This window comes from Streptomyces sp. NPDC060031 (genome assembly GCF_042736805.1).
GTDB lineage: Bacteria > Actinomycetota > Actinomycetes > Streptomycetales > Streptomycetaceae > Streptomyces.
The window spans coordinates 21934-40149 of the sequence record NZ_JBHWVM010000045.1; the positions used below are offsets into that span (position 1 = coordinate 21934).

Annotated in this window: 21 protein-coding genes; 9 read left to right on the forward strand and 12 right to left on the reverse strand. The window is 73.8% G+C overall.

Annotated elements, in window-relative coordinates; all coding sequences use genetic code 11:
- Positions 1-29: 29 nt before the first annotated feature.
- Entirely contained in the window at positions 30-1274 is a 1245-nt protein-coding gene (locus ACFWB8_RS20795) for an RNA polymerase sigma factor (RefSeq protein ID WP_385228846.1), read from the reverse strand.
- A 99-nt stretch (positions 1275-1373) separates the two neighbouring features.
- A complete protein-coding gene (locus ACFWB8_RS20800) occupies positions 1374-1730 on the reverse strand; it encodes a YciI family protein (RefSeq protein WP_385228849.1) in 357 nt (118 codons plus the stop codon).
- Between the two features lie 207 nt (positions 1731-1937).
- Between ACFWB8_RS20800 and ACFWB8_RS20805 the strand changes: the two genes are divergently transcribed.
- Positions 1938-2303, forward strand: a complete 366-nt coding sequence (locus ACFWB8_RS20805) for a hypothetical protein (RefSeq protein WP_385228852.1) — start codon at positions 1938-1940, stop codon at positions 2301-2303.
- Positions 2304-2326: 23 nt separating this feature from the next.
- Here the strand turns inward: ACFWB8_RS20805 and ACFWB8_RS20810 are convergent, their stop codons facing one another.
- Both ACFWB8_RS20810 and ACFWB8_RS20815 read right to left on the reverse strand, forming a co-directional pair.
- Positions 2327-2947 (reverse strand): hypothetical protein, encoded by a 621-nt coding sequence (locus ACFWB8_RS20810; protein ID WP_385228855.1) that lies wholly within the window; start codon positions 2945-2947, stop codon positions 2327-2329.
- Between the two features lie 124 nt (positions 2948-3071).
- Positions 3072-3341, reverse strand: coding sequence for a hypothetical protein (locus ACFWB8_RS20815; RefSeq protein ID WP_385228858.1), 270 nt, complete (start codon positions 3339-3341; stop codon positions 3072-3074).
- 78 nt (positions 3342-3419) lie between these two features.
- Here ACFWB8_RS20815 and ACFWB8_RS20820 point away from each other — a divergent pair, with 78 nt between their 5' ends.
- The 3 genes from ACFWB8_RS20820 (at position 3420) to ACFWB8_RS20830 (ending at position 5337) form a co-directional block, all read left to right on the forward strand.
- Entirely contained in the window at positions 3420-3761 is a 342-nt protein-coding gene (locus ACFWB8_RS20820; RefSeq protein WP_385228861.1) for a thioredoxin family protein, read from the forward strand.
- 128 nt (positions 3762-3889) lie between these two features.
- The gene (locus ACFWB8_RS20825; RefSeq protein ID WP_385228864.1) at positions 3890-5128 is read left to right on the forward strand and encodes a cytochrome P450; all 1239 of its coding nucleotides are present in this window, start codon (positions 3890-3892) and stop codon (positions 5126-5128) included.
- A gap of 14 nt (positions 5129-5142) precedes the next feature.
- The gene (locus tag ACFWB8_RS20830) at positions 5143-5337 is read left to right on the forward strand and encodes a ferredoxin (protein WP_385228945.1); all 195 of its coding nucleotides are present in this window, start codon (positions 5143-5145) and stop codon (positions 5335-5337) included.
- A gap of 66 nt (positions 5338-5403) precedes the next feature.
- On the opposite strand, the gene ACFWB8_RS20835 is transcribed toward ACFWB8_RS20830, so the two are convergent.
- Entirely contained in the window at positions 5404-6411 is a 1008-nt protein-coding gene (locus ACFWB8_RS20835) for a DUF4872 domain-containing protein (protein WP_385228867.1), read from the reverse strand.
- A 117-nt stretch (positions 6412-6528) separates the two neighbouring features.
- On the opposite strand from ACFWB8_RS20835, the gene ACFWB8_RS20840 reads away from it, so the two are divergent.
- A complete protein-coding gene (locus ACFWB8_RS20840; protein WP_385228870.1) occupies positions 6529-6882 on the forward strand; it encodes a DUF1304 domain-containing protein in 354 nt (117 codons plus the stop codon).
- Positions 6879-7454: a TetR/AcrR family transcriptional regulator gene (locus ACFWB8_RS20845; protein ID WP_385228873.1), complete on the forward strand. Its 576-nt coding sequence runs from the start codon at positions 6879-6881 to the stop codon at positions 7452-7454. Before ACFWB8_RS20840 ends, ACFWB8_RS20845 begins: the two co-directional genes overlap by 4 nt.
- A gap of 88 nt (positions 7455-7542) precedes the next feature.
- On the opposite strand, the gene ACFWB8_RS20850 is transcribed toward ACFWB8_RS20845, so the two are convergent.
- Positions 7543-7749: a cold-shock protein gene (locus ACFWB8_RS20850; protein WP_250739345.1), complete on the reverse strand. Its 207-nt coding sequence runs from the start codon at positions 7747-7749 to the stop codon at positions 7543-7545.
- A gap of 315 nt (positions 7750-8064) precedes the next feature.
- Here ACFWB8_RS20850 and ACFWB8_RS20855 point away from each other — a divergent pair, with 315 nt between their 5' ends.
- A complete protein-coding gene (locus ACFWB8_RS20855) occupies positions 8065-9555 on the forward strand; it encodes a DEAD/DEAH box helicase (protein ID WP_385228876.1) in 1491 nt (496 codons plus the stop codon).
- 68 nt (positions 9556-9623) lie between these two features.
- Here the strand turns inward: ACFWB8_RS20855 and ACFWB8_RS20860 are convergent, their stop codons facing one another.
- The 6 genes from ACFWB8_RS20860 to ACFWB8_RS20885 form a co-directional block, all read right to left on the reverse strand.
- Positions 9624-10553 carry a class I SAM-dependent methyltransferase gene (locus ACFWB8_RS20860; RefSeq protein WP_385228879.1) on the reverse strand — a complete coding sequence of 310 codons (930 nt, stop codon included), beginning with the start codon at positions 10551-10553 and terminating at the stop codon, positions 9624-9626.
- Between the two features lie 115 nt (positions 10554-10668).
- Positions 10669-11544, reverse strand: coding sequence for an alpha/beta fold hydrolase (locus tag ACFWB8_RS20865; protein ID WP_385228882.1), 876 nt, complete (start codon positions 11542-11544; stop codon positions 10669-10671).
- A gap of 111 nt (positions 11545-11655) precedes the next feature.
- Positions 11656-12177 (reverse strand): hypothetical protein, encoded by a 522-nt coding sequence (locus ACFWB8_RS20870; RefSeq protein WP_385228885.1) that lies wholly within the window; start codon positions 12175-12177, stop codon positions 11656-11658.
- A gap of 74 nt (positions 12178-12251) precedes the next feature.
- Entirely contained in the window at positions 12252-12908 is a 657-nt protein-coding gene (locus ACFWB8_RS20875; RefSeq protein ID WP_385228888.1) for a GNAT family N-acetyltransferase, read from the reverse strand.
- Positions 12909-13088: 180 nt separating this feature from the next.
- Entirely contained in the window at positions 13089-13619 is a 531-nt protein-coding gene (locus ACFWB8_RS20880) for an SRPBCC domain-containing protein (RefSeq protein ID WP_385228891.1), read from the reverse strand.
- 76 nt (positions 13620-13695) lie between these two features.
- Positions 13696-14733 carry an NUDIX domain-containing protein gene (locus ACFWB8_RS20885; RefSeq protein ID WP_385228894.1) on the reverse strand — a complete coding sequence of 346 codons (1038 nt, stop codon included), beginning with the start codon at positions 14731-14733 and terminating at the stop codon, positions 13696-13698.
- Between the two features lie 245 nt (positions 14734-14978).
- Here ACFWB8_RS20885 and ACFWB8_RS20890 point away from each other — a divergent pair, with 245 nt between their 5' ends.
- Together ACFWB8_RS20890 and ACFWB8_RS20895 are read left to right on the forward strand one after the other, a co-directional pair.
- The gene (locus ACFWB8_RS20890) at positions 14979-16721 is read left to right on the forward strand and encodes a VanW family protein (protein ID WP_385228896.1); all 1743 of its coding nucleotides are present in this window, start codon (positions 14979-14981) and stop codon (positions 16719-16721) included.
- A complete protein-coding gene (locus ACFWB8_RS20895) occupies positions 16718-17992 on the forward strand; it encodes a DUF418 domain-containing protein (protein ID WP_385228899.1) in 1275 nt (424 codons plus the stop codon). Before ACFWB8_RS20890 ends, ACFWB8_RS20895 begins: the two co-directional genes overlap by 4 nt.
- Positions 17993-18216: the final 224 nt, after the last annotated feature.

Here is an 18216-nt window from a genome sequence, read left to right on the forward strand (position 1 = left end):
CGGGCCGGCGGCCGGGCGGCCCGGGCGCGTCAGCCGTCGAGGAGGCGGGCGGCGCGCTGCCGCAGCAGGGCCTGCTCGCGCGCGTTGCGCGTGAGGGAGGCGGCCCGTTCGAACTCCGCGCGGGCCTCGGCCCGCCGGCCGAGCCGCTCCAGCAGGTCTCCCCGTACGCTCGGCAGCAAGTGGTAGGCGCGCAGGGCCGGTTCCGCCGCCAGCGCGTCCACCAGCACGAGCGCCGCTCGGGGCCCCTCGGCCATGGAGACGGCGACCGCACGGTTGAGCTCGATCACCGGCGACGGGATCAGCTCGACCAGCCGCGCGTAGAGCGCGGCGATGGTCCGCCAGTCCGTGTCCTCGTAGCGGAGCGCGTCCGCGTGACAGCCGGCGATGGCGGCCTGGAGGGAGTACGGGCCGGTGCCGGCCCGGTGCATGGCCTGGACTCCGCGGCGGATCAGCATGCGGTTCCACTTGGCCCGGTTCTGGTCGGCGAGGAGCACCGGCTCGCCGTCGGGGCCGGTGCGGGTGGCGATCCGGGAGGCCTGGAACTCCAGGAGCGCCACCAGCCCGTGCACCTCGGGTTCCTTGGGCATCAGACCGGCGAGGACGCGGGCCAGCCGCAGCGCGTCCTCGCAGAGGGCGGGGCGGACGAGGTCGGCTCCGGCGGTCGCCGAGTAGCCCTCGTTGAAGACGAGGTAGATGACCTCCAGTACGGAGGCGAGCCGCTCCTCGCGGTCGGCTCCGTACGGGACTTCGAACGGCACCCCGGCCTTGGCGAGCGCCCGCTTCGCCCGGACGATCCGCTGGGCGACGGTCGGCTCGGTGGTGAGGTAGGCGCGGGCGATCTCCTGGGTGGTGAGGCCGCCCATCAGGCGCAGGGTGAGCGCGATGCGGGCTTCGGTGGCGAGCACCGGGTGGCAGGCGGTGAAGATCAGCCGGAGCAGGTCGTCGTCGATGTCCTGCGGGTCGGCCGGCTCGGCGGGCGGCGGTGCGTCCTCCAGGCTCCGGCCGACCTCGGCGAGCTTGCGCGCGTAGGTCTCCTTGCGGCGGACGAGGTCGATCGCGCGGTGTTTGGCGGTGGCCATGAGCCAGGCGCCCGGCCGGTCGGGGACGCCCGTCCGCGGCCACTGTTCCAGGGCGGCGACGAGGGCGTCCTGTGCGAGCTCCTCGGCGATGCCGACGTCGCGCACGATCCGGGCCACGCCGGCGATGATGCGCGCGGACTCGATCCTGAACACCGCTTCGACCGCCTGGGCCGTACTCGCTGCCGTCACGGCCACCCATCAGAGCAGCCGTGACGTGGCAGGGCAAACGCGGGGCAGACGCGGGGCGAGCACAGGGCGAGCGCCGGGGGCACCGGCGCGGCGCCCCGCGGCGGCTCACATCTCTTCGATCTGCCGGACCTCGGCGCCGACGTTCCAGTGCGCCGGGTGGATCTCCAGGAACCGCTTGGTCCATTCGATGGCCTCGGCCTTGTCCTTGCACTGGATGAGGGAGTAGCCGCCGACGACCTCCTTGGTCTCGGTGAAGGGGCCGTCGGTGTAGCTGATCTTCCCGCCGGACCAGCTGAGCCGGGTGCTCTGGGAGGTGGGCAGCAGTCCGGCCGTGTCGAGCATGACCCCGGCCTTGGTGATCTCCTCGAGCAGCGCGCCCATGCGCTTTTCGAAGTCGGCCGGGAAGGCCTCGGTGGGCAGGTTCTGCTCGTCGATGCGGATCAGTGTCAGGAAGCGCGGCATGGTGACTCCTCGGTCGGGGGGCGGGGGCTGTCCCTGCCTCTCACCCCTGCGTCGAACGGGAGGGGTCCGGATCGACAGCTCCCCGGGAAATTCTTCGAGGAATCTTCCGGAGCGGCCACCGGGCGGTTTCCCGGGTCCCAAGGCCCCGCCCGCCGGGCTACCGGCGAGTAGGATCGCCGGGCCCAGTCCCTCGGAGAGGATCCCCCGATGCCGCGCACCCCCTCCTCCCCCGCCCTGCTCGCCGGCCTGCTGGCCGGCGCCGCGGTGGCACACGCGGTCGCGCCGGGGCAGTTCGACGCGACCGTCCCGCGCTCGCTGCCCGGCACCCCGCGGCAGTGGACGTACGCGAGCGGGGTGGCGGAGCTGGTGCTGGCCGCCGGGGTCGCCCACCCGCGTACGCGGCGTGCGGCGGCGCTGGCGACGGCGGCGTTCTTCGTCGGCGTGTTCCCGGCGAACGTCAAGATGGCCGTGGACGCGCGCCACGGCTCCGCGGGCGCGCGGGCGGCGACGATCGCCCGGCTGCCCCTGCAGATCCCGCTCGTCCTGTGGGCCCGCAGCGTGAGCCGCGGCTGAGCCACCGGCCGACACGGGCCGGCTCAGCAGAGCCAGAAGAAGACGGTGTCCTGGGTCCGGCCCGCCTTCTTGGTCGCCTCCCACTCCTCGGCCTCGACCCGCATGGGTTCGAGGAACACCTCGGCGGTCTCCCGGACCTCCTCGTCGAGCCGGTCGAGGACCGCTTCGTACGCCGCCACGAGCTCGGCGGCGCGGGAGGCCGGGAAGGTGCCCATCCACGGGGTGGCGTCGCCCGGGTGCGGGATCCGTACCGGCGGGCCGCCGAACAGCAGCGCGGCCGGAGCGAGATCGGCGGGTACCCCGTGCCGGGTCATCTCCTCGTCGACGGTGTGGAACCAGGACGGCCGCCGCCAGTAGCCGAGGTGGTAGGTGTCGGAGAAGTGCCCGGCGACCAGCGCCTGGAAGGCGTAGGTGTAACCGGGCTCCATGTCCGCGGTGGGGCGGCCCTCCAGCAGCTCCTCCAGGGCCTGGGTGACCGGTACGCCCAGCTCGATGCCCTCGTCGCGGAAACGGGCGTCGGCCCGCGCGCACCGCTCGCGCGTGAGACCCAGGCGGCGCTCCTGGTCGGGCGTCCGCTCCACCGCCGTCAGCAGCCGGATCACCGCCCGCATGTCGCCGGTGCTCATCTCCAGGGTGTGACCCATCGCTCCATCCCTCCGCAGGACGCCGCATGCCGCATGCCGCATGCCGCCCGATACCGCCGTCCGACTCCGTCTGCCAATTTTCATGATCGCGAACGCTCGCCGGCGCGGGGCGGCCGGGGTGCGGTCAGGGACTGTCGCCCGTCCAGTCCCAGTGCCCCGCTTCGCCCGCGCGGCGGCGGTAGTGGGCCCGGCCGCCCGCCCCGTAACGCCCTATCTCCGTCGGGAGACGGGCCTCTTCGGCCAGTTGGGGCCCGCTCCAGCCGGTGATGTCCAGGAGGAGCCCGTCGAGGGGGCCGCCCACGAGTTCGCCGTAGACGTGGCCGGGGCGCGGGCCCGGGTCGGGGTCGTCGTGGTCGGCGCCGTAGACCCGGCGCCGGAGCATCCTGTCGTCCATGGACCCAGCTTCCCAGGCAGCACTGACAATGGAGTCCGCCGTCCGGATCACCGCGCACGAGAAGCAGGAGCACCACTCATGGCACGTCGGGTACACCAGCCGCTGGAGGACCAGGAGTTCGACTTCATCCTCACGATGGCCGGCGGCGGGCCGGTTCTCGCCTACTTCTGCGGGAGCTGGCCGAAGGCCGTCGAGGCCTGCAAGACGATGGACGCGATCGTCGGCGAGCTGGCCGAGGAGTACGGGCCGCGGCTGACCGCGGTGCGTACCGACATCACCCGCTGCCCCGGGGCGACCAGGCGGTACGGCGTGACCGGCGCCCCGACGGCCGTCCTCGTCAAGGACGGCGAGGCGGTGGCGAGCCAGGCCGGACCGATGACCCGCGAGGAGTTCCGGGAGTTCCTGGACGCGCACCTGTAGTCCCGGCCGGGGGCGGGATGGGCCCTCCGGGCGAACATGTCCGATCTGGCCGAAAGGGGCATAGGTGGGATAGGTGCCTAGGGCATGTAATGGGCCTGGCGAGACGGAACCACGCTGCGAGGTGCTGCATGTCCGAACCCGTTGTGTCCGAATCCACTGCGTCCGAACCCGATGCGCCCGAAGTCGAACCCATCGGCTTCCCCCAGGACCGAACCTGCCCCTACCACCCGCCGGCCGCCTACGCCCCCCTGCGGGAAGGCCGGCCGCTCTCCCGGGTCTCCCTCTTCGACGGCCGCTCGGTGTGGATGGTGACCGGGCACGCCGAGGCCCGTGCCCTGCTCACCGACCCACGGCTCTCCGCCAACCGGCAGAACGCCGCCTTCCCCCTGCCCAGCAGGCGCTTCATCGGCCTCCAGGACCGGCGCACCGCCCTGCTCGGGGTGGATGATCCCGAGCACAACACCCAGCGCCGGATGCTGATCCCGAGCTTCACGCTGAAGAGGACCGCCGTCCTGCGGCCCCGGATCCAGGAGACCGTGGACCGGCTGATCGACGAGATGGTGGCGCGCGGCCCACGGGCGGAGCTGGTCAGCGCCTTCGCGCTGCCGGTGCCGTCGATGGTGATCTGCGCGCTGCTCGGAGTCCCCTACGAGGACCACGAGTTCTTCGAGGGACAGTCGCGCCGGCTGCTGCGCGGGCCGGAGAGGGCCGATGTCGAGGACGCCCGGGAGCAGATCAACGGGTACCTGCGCGAGCTGATCGAGCGCAAGCGCCGCGACCCGGGCGACGGGCTCCTGGACGAGCTCGTCGCCCAGCGGCTGGAGCCGGGCGAGACCGATGTCGACGAACTGGTCTCGCTGGCCGCGATCCTGCTGATCGCGGGCCACGAGACCACGGCGAACATGATCTCCCTCGGTACGTTCACCCTGCTCAACCACCCGGAACAACTGACCGAGCTGCGCTCGGACCCGTCGCTGCTCCCGGCGGCGGTGGAGGAGCTGATGCGGTTCCTGTCCATCGCGGACGGGATGCTGCGGGTCGCCACCGAGGACATCGAGATCGGCGGGGTCACGGTCCGCCCGGACGACGGAGTGGTGTTCTCCACCTCGGTGATCAACCGCGACGGGGCGGTCTTCGAGGAACCCGACGCCCTGGACTGGCACCGGCCCACCCGGCACCACCTGGCCTTCGGTTTCGGCGTCCACCAGTGCCTCGGGCAGAACCTGGCCCGGGCCGAGATGGAGATCGCGCTGGGCACCCTCTTCGAGCGGCTGCCCGGATTGCGGCTGGCGGCCGACCCTGACCGGATCCCCTTCAGGCCCGGGGACACCATCCAGGGCATGGTCGAACTCCCCGTGGCGTGGTGAGGGACGTGATCTCCCTGCGCATCGACATCGACACGGCCGTCTGCATCGGCGCCGGCCAGTGCGCGCTCACGGCGCCCGAGGTGTTCACGCAGGACGACGACGGGTTCAGCGAGCTGGTCCCGGGCCACGAGGACGGCAACGGGAGCCGGCTCGTGCGGGAGGCCGCCCGCGCCTGCCCGGTCTCCGCGATCTCCGTGGTCGAGCCGTGAGCCGCTCGGCCTGAACGAGCGGCCCGGGCCGGCCTGGGCAGGGGCGGATCCGGCGGATCCGGCGGATCAGCCCTTGCTCAGGATTTCGGCGGCCCGCCGCTCCAGCGCGAGCGCCCCGTCCACCCGGTCCGCGCACGCGTCGAAGAGGACCCGGCGGTCCGCCTCGTCCGCCGCCGGATCGGCCGTACGGGCCAGCTCGGCGAGGCTCGACCACTGCCGGCCGGAGTCCCGGAAGAGTTCCGCCGCCTCCGGCTTGCCCGCGAGGTCGAGGAAGTCGGCGTACAGCGGCCGGGTCGCGCCGGGGGCGGTCCACTGCTCCTCCAGGCAGGAGTGCAGCCGCCGCATGCCCGCGCCCAGGGCCTCCGGGGAGACGCCGAAGCGCCGCTCCCAGCCCGTCGCGGTACGGGTGTCGCGCAATTGGGCCGCGAACGTCTCCATGCCGGAGAAGCCGAAGTTCACGTCGAAGTGGTTGCCGAGCACGGGCCCGGTGAGGCGGCCGAGCGTGGTGGCGATGGCCTCGTCGAGGTCCGGCTCGCCGTCGGGCGGGCCGGTGGGGACGATCATCTGGTGGCGCCCCTTGCGGTGCCCGGACCAGGCGGCGCCGAACTCCTCCCGGCCGATCTCGTAGGGAGTGTCCGCCCCGTCCTCGACGTAGAAGGTGTCGCCCTCGTACCCCGCCACGACCACGGTGTACGGATCGGCGGAGGCCACCTCGGGGCTCTCGGCCGCTTCGTGCCACGGCAGCCCCGACCGGTCGACGACGCAGAACACCGGCAGCCCGGCGTCGAGCGCGCCGCACACCCGGTTCAGGCGGGGTTTGGCGCTGGTGGTGGCCAGGTACGGGACGTGCAGCCGGCTCAGAGCCGTCTGCACCCAGGGGTGGGGGTGGGCCTGCGCGACGATCGTCGCGATCGGCGGCCGGCCGGCGTACTCGAACACGAAATACATGAAGCCGACCCCGCCCGCGAGGCCCGCGACCAGCACCTCGTCGTGCACGCTCCCGAGGGCGTGGCGGATCAGCGAACTCTCGCGGTGGCGGCCTGCGCCGAAGTCTTCGTATACGAGCACGGTCATGCGGTCAGGGTATCCGTGCCCTCACGGCCTACCGACCGGCCATCCCCTTCCCGACTTCCTGTACAGTTGTCCAGGAAATCAACGTCCGTAATCCACGGGAAACCAAGGGAGGTGGCCGTGCACACGGTCGCTCAGGTCCTCATAGGCGCCGTCGCCGCGCTGCACGCGTACTTCCTGGTCCTGGAGATGTTCCTGTGGCAGCGGCCGCCCGGCCGGGCGCTGTCGGGCTTCGACGCGGACACCGCCGAGCTCACCGCGCCGCTCGCCGCCAACCAGGGCCTCTACAACGGGTTCCTCGCGGCCGGCCTGGTCTGGTCGCTCGCCATCGACTCGCTCGCGACGCAGATCTTCTTCCTCGTCTGCGTGATCGTCGCCGGGGTGTACGGAGCCGCGACCGCCAACCGGCGGATCCTGATCGCGCAGGCCCTGCCCGGCGCCCTCGCCCTGGGCGCGGCCCTGCTCGCCGCATGAGCGCCGGGGACCCGCGCACGGATCCCCGTACCGCCCGGACCACGGCACGCCTGCGCGAGAGCCTCCTCGCGGAGTGCGCGGACCGGCCGCTGGCCGAGGTCAGCGTCTCGGCCGTGGTCCGCCGGGCCGGGGTCGGGCGCGCCACGTTCTACCTGCACTACGAGGACCTCACCGCGCTCGCGGTGGACGCCTGCGCCGACGTGGTGCACGCGGCGGTCGACGCCCTGCACGCCTGGCAGACGGGCCCCGGGTCGGTCGCCCCGGCCCGCCCCCCGGCCGACCTGGCCGACTTCCTCGGGGGCGCGGCCGACCGGGCACCGCTCTACCGCACCCTGCTCCTGCCGGGCGGCGGCGGCCCGCTCGGCGAGCGCCTGCACCGGGAACTGCGGGCCCGCGCGCGCGCCGAGCGCGCGGCGGTCGGCGCCCCGCGCCCGGACCTGGTCGCCTCCGCGGTGGCGGCCGCCTTCACCGGGGTGCTCGCGGACTGGCTGCACGGCCTCGTCCCGGCGCAGCCGGCCGAACTCGCCGACCGCCTGTGGGCGCTGCTGCTGGCCCTGCACCGGGCGGGCTGACTTCCGCCCGGTTCCCGCACCGCGCACGCGCGAGCCCCGCCGGGCATCCGGCGGGGCTCACCTCACGGACTGGACTCGTGAAGCGGCGCTAGCCGATGGTGACCACCTGCTCCGCCTGAGGACCCTTGGGGCCCTGGGTCACGCTGTACTCGACCTTCGCGCCCTCGGCCAGCTCCTTGAAGCCGGTCGTCTGGATGGCGGAGAAGTGCACGAACACGTCGGGGCCGCCGTCGTCCTGCTGGATGAAGCCGAATCCCTTCTCCGAGTTGAACCACTTCACGGTGCCAGTTGCCATCTGTGCTGATCCTTCTCAACGTTCCACGCGGGCCGCACGTGCGGCCGTCTCGATCCTGCCCGCAGGTCGCCCCCGCCACACGCCAAGCGCGGCCAACCGGGGTGCACTGAATGAATCGAACCTTTGGTCGCACCGTCCGTGAAACGAGGGACCAAGACGCTTTCGGCACGGGCCGGCGCGCGCGACGGTGTCCCGGGTGGGCCGAGCCGGATGGGTCCCGTGGCCGTAGGCGGTGTCCCCGTCCCCCGCGCCCCCGCCGGGTCGCGGGTCCGATGGTAAAATTTCTTCCTTTCACGACTTCGCGGAAGGTTCTGCATGAAGAACCCGTCACCTCACGGGCGTTTCGGCGTCAAGGCCGGAACCAAGGCAGGCCCCAGGAGCGGTGGCAAGGGCGGCGGCAAAACCCCCCGGACCGCTCCCCTGCGGGGCGAGTTCGCGATGCCCGCGACGACCGTCCCGGCGCTGCCGCCCGTGAAGTCGTTCGACGAGCTCGACCTGCCCCAGGAGCTCGTGCGGACGCTGGCCGAGCTGGCGGTGACGGAGCCCTTCCCCATCCAGGCGGCGACCCTGCCGAACTCCCTCGCGGGCCGGGACATCCTCGGCCGCGGCCGGACCGGCTCCGGCAAGACGCTGGCCTTCGGCCTGGCCATGCTGGCGCGCACGGCGGGCGAGCAGGCGGATCCGAAGCGGCCCCTGGCGCTGGTCCTCGTACCGACGCGCGAGCTGGCGCAGCAGGTGACCGAGGCGCTGACCCCGTACGCACAGGCCCTGAAGCTGCGGATGGTCACGGTGGTCGGCGGTCTGTCCATCGGCCGCCAGACCGCGGCCCTGCGCACGGGCGTCGAGATCGTGGTCGCCACTCCCGGCCGCCTGAGCGACCTGGTCGGGCGGCGCGACGTCCACCTGGAGCGCGTGAAGATCACGGTGCTCGACGAGGCGGACCAGATGTGTGACATGGGCTTCATGCCGCAGGTCACGGAGATCCTGGACCAGGTGCACCACGCCGGGCAGCGGATGCTGTTCTCGGCCACCCTGGACCGCAATGTGGACCAGCTCGTCCGCAGCTACCTCAAGGACCCGGTCTCGCACACCGTGGACCCGTCGGCGGCCTCGGTCACCACGATGGACCACCACGTCCTGCACATCCACGCGGCCGACAAGGTCACGGCGGCCACCGAGATCGCCGCCCGCGAGGGCCGGGTGCTGATGTTCCTGGACACCAAGCACGGCGTCGACCAGTTCGTGAAGCACCTGCGGGCCATGGGCGTACGGGCGGAGGGGCTGCACAGCGGCAAGTCGCAGCCACAGCGCACCCGGACCCTCGGACAGTTCAAGGACGGTCTGATCACGGTCCTGGTCGCGACCAACGTCGCCGCGCGCGGCATCCACATCGACGACCTCGACCTCGTCGTCAACGTGGACCCGCCCGCCGACCACAAGGACTACCTGCACCGGGGCGGCCGCACGGCGCGCGCCGGCGAGTCCGGCAGGGTCGTCACCCTGGTCACGCCGAACCAGCGCCGCGACATGGTGCGGCTGATGGCCGATGCCAAGCTCCGTCCGACGATCACGCAGGTGCGCTCCGGCGAGGCCGCGCTGAGCCGCATCACCGGCGCGAAGGCCCCGTCCGGGGTTCCGCTGGCGGGCGCCGCGCCGACCGACGCCAAGGGCAAGCCCTCGGGCTCGGACCTCGGCTTCCGCGGCATCGGGATCCGGCCCGGGCGGGGCAAGGAGTCGCGCAAGACGATCGAGGCCCGCCAGGCCGCCGAGGCCCGCGCCGCGGCTCGGGTGCGCCGGGGCAAGTGACGCGTACGTGAAAGGTGCCGGCCCCCGCATGGGGGCCGGCACCTTCGCGTTGCCCTCGTGCGTCGTCGTCAGCGGCGTGCGCGCCGGCGGGCCACGATCGCGCGGGTGACGACCGGCGGGAGCAGGTCCTTGGCCAGTCTGCGCCAGCCGGCCCCGGGCCGGGGCCCGGGGGCCTTCGCGGGAGCCGCGGCGGCGGGCTCGGGGGCGGCGCGCAGCGGCTGCGGGGGCGCCGGGGCGACGACTCCCTCGTCACCGATCCGGACCAGCGGCCGGCCGTCGATCACGTCCACGCCGTGCCACAGGTCCGTACGGCCCTCCAGCCAGGTGAGCAGCGCCGCCTGGTGGGGCATGGGGTCGTCCCAGGTCGCGTAGAGCTTCGAGGCGGACACGCAGATCAGGCGCAGCCCGCCGGTGGCCACGGCGGCCCAGACGGCGGCGGCGACGCCGGGGCAGTGGGCGGAGCGGTAGTCGTCGAAGACGATCACCGCTCCCGGGGCGGCCACGATGCGCGAGGACTCGATGTCCTGGACCACGTGCTCGTGCAGGTGGGAGGCGTCGATGTGGACGAAGCGGCAGCTGTCGGGACGGACCCGGTCGGCGACCACGGAGGTCGGTGCCTGGACGACGGTCGGCAGCGCCTCGTGGAAGGTCAGGTAGTTCGTGTCGAACCCGCGGCGGGTGAGCGTGGGGTACGAGCCCCGCATCTCGGCGAGGTTGGAGTCGTCGGGCGGCGGCGAGTCGAACAGGTCGCACACGGTGAACTCCTCGCCGTCCCGAAGGTACCGGCCGAGGAAGATCGCGCTCTTTCCCATGAAGGCGCCCAGCTCCAGGAGGTCGCCGCGCTGCGCGGCGTCGTCGGCCTGGCGGGTCAGGAACCAGTCGAAAAGCACCTGGTCATAGGCCGAGAACCACCCCTTGACCTCGCTGTACGCCCGGGGTGCGGGCGGTGCGGGGGCCGCGTCGGGGGTGGTGACGGGAGCCTGTGAAACGTGTGACACGGAGAGTCATCCTCCATTGGAGCGGCATCGGTCCAACTCGGTTACCCGGCCAGGTAGGCAGACCATAAGCCCCCACACAGGTGAATGACGAGGGGTGCGAGGTGTATGGATGGAATCAGTGGGGCCGCTTCCTCCCGCCCCTTCCGATCACCTCGTCGAGGAAGGTCAGGACCGTCCGCGCGAAGGCGGCCGGGTCATCGACCCACGGGTAGTGGCCGGTGCCCGCCTGGACCGCCACCTCGGCCCGGGGGAACCACTCCGCGACGGCCCGGGCGACGCGCGGCCGGGGGCCGCTGTCCAGCTCGCCGGCCAGGATCAGCACCGGCACCTCCAGGGCGATGATGGCGGCACGCGTGACGGCCGGCTCGAAGGCTCCGGCGGAGGCGTAGACATCGCCCGCCTCCTCGTTGGACTGCTCGACCTCGGCCGCGGCGTGCGCCCGCGCGGCGGCGTCCCAACGGCCGTACTGGAAGGGGACCATGGCGTCCCAGTCGGCTTCCGTCGCGGTACCGGCCCAGACGGCGTCCCCCGCCGGGCGGCCCATCGCGTACCAGGGTTCGGCCGCGCGCAGGTCCATGGCCTCCCGGCGGTGCTCCGCGGTGAAGTCGATGCCGATGGCCCGGGCCCGGGCGGTGACCAGCACCAGGCTGCGGACGCGCTCGGGGTGGCGGGCCGCGTACAGCAGGGCGAGATCGCCGGCGGCGGAGTGGGCCAGGAAGTCGGCCCGTTCCAGGCCGAGATGGCGGCGCAGGGCTTCGACGTCCTCGACCTGCCGGTCACAGCGGTAGGTGGCCGGGTCGGCCGGGACGGCGGAGTCGCCCGTGCCGCGCAGGTCGAGCATGATCAGCCGGCGCCGCTTCGACACTCCCCCGAGGTCGCCGAGGTACGCGGAGGCCCGCATGGGGCCGCCCGGCAGGCAGATCAGTGGTTCGCCCTCGCCGACCACGTGGTAAGCGAGTTGGGTTCCGTCGGGTGCGCTGAAGGCAGGCATGACGTCATCCTCACGAGCGCGCCGCGGCCGTGGCAACCGGATTCGGCGAAGAGCCGTCGGACCGCCGCCCGGCCGTGGCCGCGGCGCCACCGGCCCGCCGCCGGAACGCCGTCAGACCGCAGCCCGCCGCAGCAGGCGCCGGGCCGCGGTGTTGCGGACGCTGCGGGTCCGGGCGGCGGCGGCCAGCAGGCTCAGCGCCCGGTCCGAGGCCAGTGACCGGGCGGCCGTGCGCTGGCACCAGTCGGAGGCGGTGGTGAGCTCCTCGTCCGACCACGGCTCGCCCCGGGCGATCGCCTTGAGCAGGACCCACTCGTGCAGCCGGCGGCCCGCGAAGGTACGGCCTGCGAGCGGGGCCCGCAAGGCCTGCGCCCAGGCGGGGAAGCCGTCGTCGGCCAACAGCTGCGCCGCTCGCCGGTCCAGGTGCGTGACGACGGCGCTCTCCGCCATCACCGGGTCCGGGTCGCGCAGTACGGCGGCCACCGCCTCGGCTTCCGCCGCCCCGCCTGACGCGGCCGCCAGGGAGTCCAGGTGCCTGGCGTAGCGCCAGTACTCGGGCGCGGCCGTCCCCTCGGGCGGGCGCACCGGGCCCGGCCCTGGCGTGTTCCGGAGTATCTGGTCCTCGCGTCTCCCCATGGCGACCATTCCACACGACAGGGGTGGACGACGGGTGCCCAGGGTCCCGTACGCCGCTCCGTGCCCCGCGCGTGTCAGGCGCCGTCCGGGGCGGGCGCCAGCAGCAGGGCTTCGGAGCCGACCGGCCGGAATCCGGCGGCCTGGAAGGCGCGGACGCTGCGGGCGTTGCCCGCGGCCTGCTGCGACCAGACGGGCCCGCCGTCGGGGACGAGGTGGCGGGCGGCCAGTGCCAGGTCGCGGCCGAGGCCGCGGTGGCGGGCGTTCTCGTCCACCTCTATGGCCGTTTCCCAGCGGCCCGCGACGCCGCGGCCGAGGACGAGCACTCCCTCGCCCGTGTCCGTGGCCCAGACCCGTACCTCGTCCCGGCGCTTGCGGGCCCGCACGACCCGGGGGTGGTCGCGGTCGGCGATCTCCCGCAGCGCCACCGGCGGATCGCCGGGCAGCGCGCGGGCGACGGTGAGGAGGTCGATGGTGTCGGTCCGGCGCCCGGTGCGCTCCAGCAGGGCGGTCAGGAAGAACGGGTGCATGGTGGCGGCCAGCGCGTCGCAGTCCACCGAGGCGAGGGTGGAGCGCACCCAGTCGGGGTCCTCGTCCATGAAGACCACGGTGTGCGCGGTGAAGGCGATGACGCCGCTGTCGCGCGCGCTCGGCGCCGGGACGATGGTGGTACCGCCGTCGGGCGGCGGGAACCGGCCTTCGGCCGCCGCGTCGAGGACCTCGTTCAGCTTCATGCCGTCAGGCCTCCTCGCAGGGGATGGACTTGAACGTCGACGTGGTCAGCGCGCGCGGCGCCCGCGGCGGTGATGACGACGCGGTGGTGCTGGAGTGGCATGTCAGCGCTCCTGGTTCGTGGCCGGTCACCATGATCACAGGAGCGGGTCGGGGCGGGTCGGGTTGGGGCGGGCGCGGCACTAGCCTTCGTGGGACTCGTATCCGCCGTGGCCCAGCTCGGTGTCGTGGCCGGGTTCGGGCAGCGGGGCGCCGGTCTCCAGCAGCGTTTTGAGGCTGGAGGCGAGCAGCGGCCAGGCGCGGCCGCACATGCCGATCAGCGTGCCGCCGGGCTCGAAGTCCTCGTGCAGGATGGTCAGCCGGGCGAGGGTCTCGCCCACCGGCTCGATCTCGTACGTCACCTTCGTGCGCCGCTCGCGCGCCAGCTCGGCCCGCAGCTCCTCGCCGATGCCGGCCGAAGCGGCCCACTGCGGGGTGAAGGTGTGCCAGGCGTAGGAGAGCCGGCGGTTCGGAACGCAGTCCAGGACCACCTGCGCGGGATCGCTGGTCCGCGCCCCGCCCTCCACCCAGTCCATCGGCGAGCCCACCGCCCAGTCGGTCTCGAAGCTGAGCCCCCAGTACCGGCGGGTGAAGGCGGGTTCGGTCAGGGCCTGCCACACCCGGGCGGGGTCGGCCTGGATGTACAGGGTGTAGGTGATCGCAGTCTCACTCATCCCCCCATGCTGCGGGACCGCTCCCCGCACTGGCCGGATTTCCTCCCTCGCGGCGCCCTCCGCGGGGAAGGCCCGCTCACCACCGGATGCCCTGGTCCGGGAGTTCCGTGAGCGGGGTGCGGGTCGGGGCGGGGAGGCCGAGCCGGGCGCGGGCCGTGTGGAGCGAGGCGAGCTCGTCGTGGCCGGCCGGGCCCCAGTCGCTGAGCTCCCGGACCTGTTCGGGCGTGGCCAGCAGCCGGGCGTGCGCCGGGTCGGGGCCCGGGGGCAGCGCGGTGAGCCGGGCCGCCGTGCGCGGGTGGGCGCCCGGGGCGTCGTACCGGTAGCCGAGCGGGGCCGCGCCGGAGGTGGCGGCGGCCGTCGGGGGCGGGAGGTGGGCCGCGCCGGTGGCGCGGGCGATCAGGAGCAGGACCCGGCCGTCGGGGGCGAAGAGCCAGCCCGTGTGGTCCCGTACGGGCAGGGGCTCGGGGACCGGGCCGGCGTGCCAGGTGCCGTGGTGGGGGCTGCGGCGGGTGCGCAGGACCCCGAGCCGGTCCAGGGCGGTGGGGGCGGTGGGCCGGCCGTCCTCGAGCAGCGCGGCGCCCCCGCCGTTGATCCGGGCGCGCAGGGCCGACAGGGCGCGCCGGGCGTCGCCCGGGTCCATCAGGGCGGGCAGGTCGGCAGGCTCGGCGAAGTCGATGCCGGTGACCTCCTGCGCCGGGAGGCGGATCGCGTCGATCCGCTCCGGACTCCAGGTGCCGCCGTCGTAGACGTGGAGGATCTCGCCGGGGAACCGCATCTCGGGCGGGAAGCAGGGGGTGTCCGCGGGGATCCAGTCGACGGCGAGGCCGCGCGGGTAGCGGCCCTCGATGCCGAGCTCCTCGGACATCTCGCGGGCCGCCGCGGCGGAGGGCGCCTCGCCCGTGTCCACGGCGCCGCCGGGCAGCAGCCGGTCGGTGCGGTAGTCGACGCTCTGGACGAGGATCCGGCCGTCGCCGTCCGTGACGAGCACGACGGCGCCGGTCCACAGGGCGGCGCGCGAGGCGCCGTACGCCTGTGGGGTCATCCAGGTGCCCGGCCGTTCGCGGTCATCGGTCAGGACCTCGTCGGTCACTGCCTCGTCGGTCAGCTGTGGCATCGGACTCCATTCGCCGGTAGGGGCGTGCGCCGCGGGTGGACCCGCCGTCTGTGCAACAGCGCGTACGGCCCCCGGGTTACGGCGGCCGGAGGGGCGGGACGGGCGGTCTGCGACACTCCGCCGCTTTGCCACCCCTATACCTCCTTATTACCTGGTTATGTCTTCCTTGCTACGTTCCGTAGGCGGACTGCCGGCCTTGAAACCGCCGGTCCGACCACGTCACCGGACCGAGGAGAGACCCACACATGCGACCGCCTTCACGCAGCGACAGCCGGGCGGCCACGGGAAAGCGGTGGACCGTGCCGGTCGTCGTGGGCGTGACGGGTGGCGCCGCGGTCCTCGGTTTCGGCGGGATGTACGTCGCCGGGCTCCTCCTGGCCGGCGAGGACGTCGCCACGGGTACGAAGGTGCGCGGGGTCGACATAGGCGGGATGAGCCGCACCGGGGCCAGGCAGGCTCTGGACCGGGAGCTCGGCCCGTCCGCCGCGGCCCCGCTGGCCCTGCGGGTGGGCGACCGCTCCGAGCAGGCCGATCCGGGGTCTCTCGGCCTGTCCCTGGACACCGCCGCCACGGCCGAGCGCGCCGCGCGCACCGGGGCCGACCCGGTCACCGTGATCCGCCGGCTGTTCTCCTCCGGAGATCCCGATGTGCAGCCGGTGGTCCGGCTCGACGGGAAGGCGGCCCGCGCCGCCCTCGGCGGGCTCGGCGAGAAGACGGTCCAGGAGGCGCGCGAGGGCTCGGTCGCGTTCGAGAAGGGCAAGGCCAAGGCCGTGCCCCCGATCACCGGTACCGATCTCGACGTCGAGCGCGCGGTCGAGGTGCTGCGCTCCTCCTACCCCCGGGCCGCCGGCGAACCCGTGGCGCTCCCGGTGCGGCGGACGGAGCCGCGCATCGGTCAGCAGGAGACCGACCGCGCCCTGAAGGAGTTCGCGCAGCCCGCGATGTCGGCGCCCGTCACCCTCACCGTGGACGGCAAGCGGGTGGCCATAGCTCCGGCCGTCCTCTCCAAGCACCTCACCCTGAAGGACGACGGCCGGGGCCGGCTGGCCCCCGGGCTCGACGCCAAGGCGCTGCTCGCCGACCCGGCGCTGGCCGGGCCGCTGCGGCAGGCCACCCCGGGGGCGGCCGAGGCGAAACTGCGGCTCGAAGGCGACGGCCGGGTCATGGTCGCCGAGGAGGGCCGGCCCGGCCGGCAGGTCACCGAGAAGGGCCTCGGCAGGGCCGTGCTGCCGCTGCTGACCGGCAACGGCGAAGCCGCCCGTACCGGCGAGGTCGCCACCGAGACGGTCCGGCCCAGGCTGACGCGGGAGACGATCGGCGAGCTCGGCATCAAGGAGAAGGTGTCCTCCTTCACCGTCGACTTCGAGCAGGCCCCGTACCGGACGACCAACATCGGCCGGGCCGCCGAGCTGATCAACGGCTCGCTCGTGATGCCCGACGAGACCTGGAGCTTCAACCGCCGGGTCGGCGAGCGCACGAAGGAGAACGGCTTCGTGGACGGCCTGATGATCAACAACGGCCGGTACGAGAAGGCCTCGGGCGGCGGGGTCTCGGCCGTGGCGACCACCGTGTTCAACGCGATGTTCTTCGCGGGCGTCAAACCCGTCGAGTACGGGGCCCACTCCTTCTACATCGAGCGCTACCCGGAAGGCCGTGAGGCCACCGTCGCCTGGGGCAGCCTGGACCTGCGCTTCGCCAACGACTCGGGCAAGGCGCTCTACATCCAGGCCGAGGCCACCGACACCTCGATCACCATCACCTTCCTGGGCACGAAGAAGTACGACGAGATACGCGCGGCCAAGGGGCCGCGGACCAATGTCAAGCAGCCGCAGACGCGGACCGGCAGCGGGCCCAAGTGCGAACCGCAGTCGCCGCTGGAGGGCTTCGACGTCGCCGTGGACCGGATCTTCGTCAAGGGCGGCTCCGAGGTCAAGCGGGAGACGATGAAGACCCACTACACCCCGCGTGACACCGTGACCTGCGGATGAGTCGCACGCCCCCGGGCGGACACCGCGGGAGCGGCGTCGGCACTGGCGGCGGCACTGGCGGCGGCCGGCTGGCCGCGGTCGACGCCGTGCGCGGTCTCGCCGTCCTCGGCATGTTCGCCGTGCACGTCGGCCCGGGCCCGCGGGCCGAGGGCTCCGGGTACCTGATCCTCGCCGCCGACGGGCGGGCCCCCGCGCTGTTCACCCTCCTCGCCGGGTTCTCCCTGGCCCTCGCCCAGCGCGGCCGCCCAGCCGCCGAGCAGCCGGACGGCTGGGCGCGGCGCTACCGGCCGCTGCTGATCCGCTGCGCCGTACTGGCCGTGCTCGGACTGGGGCTGGCCGCGCTGTGGCCGGGGATCCTGGTCATCCTGGCGTTCTTCGCCGTGTACTTCCTGGCCGCCGAGCCCTTCGCCCGGCTGTCCACCCCGGTGCTGACGGCCGTCGCCGGTGCCTCCGTGGCGGCCGGACCGCTGCTGTCGTTCCTGCTCGGCCCACTGTTCGGGTACGAGGCCTCCGGCCGCGGCCTGGTGCCCGACCTCACCGCCCTGACCAGCTGGGGCGGGGCGGGCGAGGTGCTGCGCGACCTGCTGCTCACCGGCGCGTACCCGCTCGCCACCTACTTCCCGTACGTCCTGGTCGGACTGGCGCTCGGCCGGTTGTGCGATCTGCGGGAACGGTCCGTCGCCCGGCGGATGGCGGGCTGGGGCGCGGCGGCCGCGCTCGCCGGCTACGGCACGGCCTGGCTCTGCGCCCATGTGCTCGGCGGCCGCGAGCGGCTGCTCGATGTGATCGCGGGCCGCCACCCGGACGCCTTGGGGGCGGCCGATCCGGTACGGGAGGTGCTGAGCCGGCAGTCCGGCGCCGTGCCCAGCACCTCGTGGGAGTGGCTGCTCGTGGCGGACCCGTACAGCCAGACCCCGCTGGAGACCCTCGGCAACGCGGGCGTCGGCTGCGCGCTCATCGGGCTGTTCGTGCTCGCCGCGCACGGCCGGGCCGGCGCCCGGCTGCTGCGGCCGCTGACCGCGCTCGGGACGATGGCGCTGAGCGCGTACGTCGTCCACGCGCTGGTGCTGGCCGGCCCGGCCCGCGGGGCCGCGTCCTGGGAGGCGGTGGCCGCCTTCGCGGGTGTGGGGCTGGTCTCGGCGTGGGCGTGGCAGCGGTTGTGGTCGCACAGCCCGCTGCGCCGGGGGCCGTTGGAGCACGCCCTGCGGATGGCGACGCGCGGGCCCGCCGCACCTCACGGGTGTGGGACGTCACCTCACCCGTCCGCGTGACGGCACGTAGGCTCCGGGGGCCCCGGTGCGGCAGGGTGGACGAATGCCGTCCCGCCGCCTGACAGCCCTGCCCCTGATCCTCGCCGCGTTGGTGACGACCGCGGGGTGCGTGACCGTGCGCCCGCCGGTACCGCCGGATCCCTCGTGGCCGGAGCCGGCGACGACGCGGACCGCGGCGCGGGAGCAACCGGCGGCCCCGGCCTGGCCGCTGGGGCCGCTGCCGT

Coding starts and splice junctions, on each gene's coding strand:
- ACFWB8_RS20835 (WP_385228867.1), bottom strand. CDS start 6,411: ATGACCGTGCTCGTATACGAAGACTTCGGCGCAGGCCGCCACCGCGAG.
- ACFWB8_RS20800 (WP_385228849.1), bottom strand. CDS start 1,730: ATGCCGCGCTTCCTGACACTGATCCGCATCGACGAGCAGAACCTGCCC.
- ACFWB8_RS20875 (WP_385228888.1), bottom strand. CDS start 12,908: ATGAAGCTGAACGAGGTCCTCGACGCGGCGGCCGAAGGCCGGTTCCCG.
- ACFWB8_RS20855 (WP_385228876.1), top strand. CDS start 8,065: ATGAAGAACCCGTCACCTCACGGGCGTTTCGGCGTCAAGGCCGGAACC.
- ACFWB8_RS20820 (WP_385228861.1), top strand. CDS start 3,420: ATGGCACGTCGGGTACACCAGCCGCTGGAGGACCAGGAGTTCGACTTC.
- ACFWB8_RS20865 (WP_385228882.1), bottom strand. CDS start 11,544: ATGCCTGCCTTCAGCGCACCCGACGGAACCCAACTCGCTTACCACGTG.
- ACFWB8_RS20885 (WP_385228894.1), bottom strand. CDS start 14,733: ATGCCACAGCTGACCGACGAGGCAGTGACCGACGAGGTCCTGACCGAT.
- ACFWB8_RS20810 (WP_385228855.1), bottom strand. CDS start 2,947: ATGGGTCACACCCTGGAGATGAGCACCGGCGACATGCGGGCGGTGATC.
- ACFWB8_RS20850 (WP_250739345.1), bottom strand. CDS start 7,749: ATGGCAACTGGCACCGTGAAGTGGTTCAACTCGGAGAAGGGATTCGGC.
- ACFWB8_RS20805 (WP_385228852.1), top strand. CDS start 1,938: ATGCCGCGCACCCCCTCCTCCCCCGCCCTGCTCGCCGGCCTGCTGGCC.
- ACFWB8_RS20815 (WP_385228858.1), bottom strand. CDS start 3,341: ATGGACGACAGGATGCTCCGGCGCCGGGTCTACGGCGCCGACCACGAC.
- ACFWB8_RS20895 (WP_385228899.1), top strand. CDS start 16,718: ATGAGTCGCACGCCCCCGGGCGGACACCGCGGGAGCGGCGTCGGCACT.
- ACFWB8_RS20890 (WP_385228896.1), top strand. CDS start 14,979: ATGCGACCGCCTTCACGCAGCGACAGCCGGGCGGCCACGGGAAAGCGG.
- ACFWB8_RS20870 (WP_385228885.1), bottom strand. CDS start 12,177: ATGGGGAGACGCGAGGACCAGATACTCCGGAACACGCCAGGGCCGGGC.
- ACFWB8_RS20845 (WP_385228873.1), top strand. CDS start 6,879: ATGAGCGCCGGGGACCCGCGCACGGATCCCCGTACCGCCCGGACCACG.
- ACFWB8_RS20880 (WP_385228891.1), bottom strand. CDS start 13,619: ATGAGTGAGACTGCGATCACCTACACCCTGTACATCCAGGCCGACCCC.
- ACFWB8_RS20825 (WP_385228864.1), top strand. CDS start 3,890: ATGTCCGAACCCGTTGTGTCCGAATCCACTGCGTCCGAACCCGATGCG.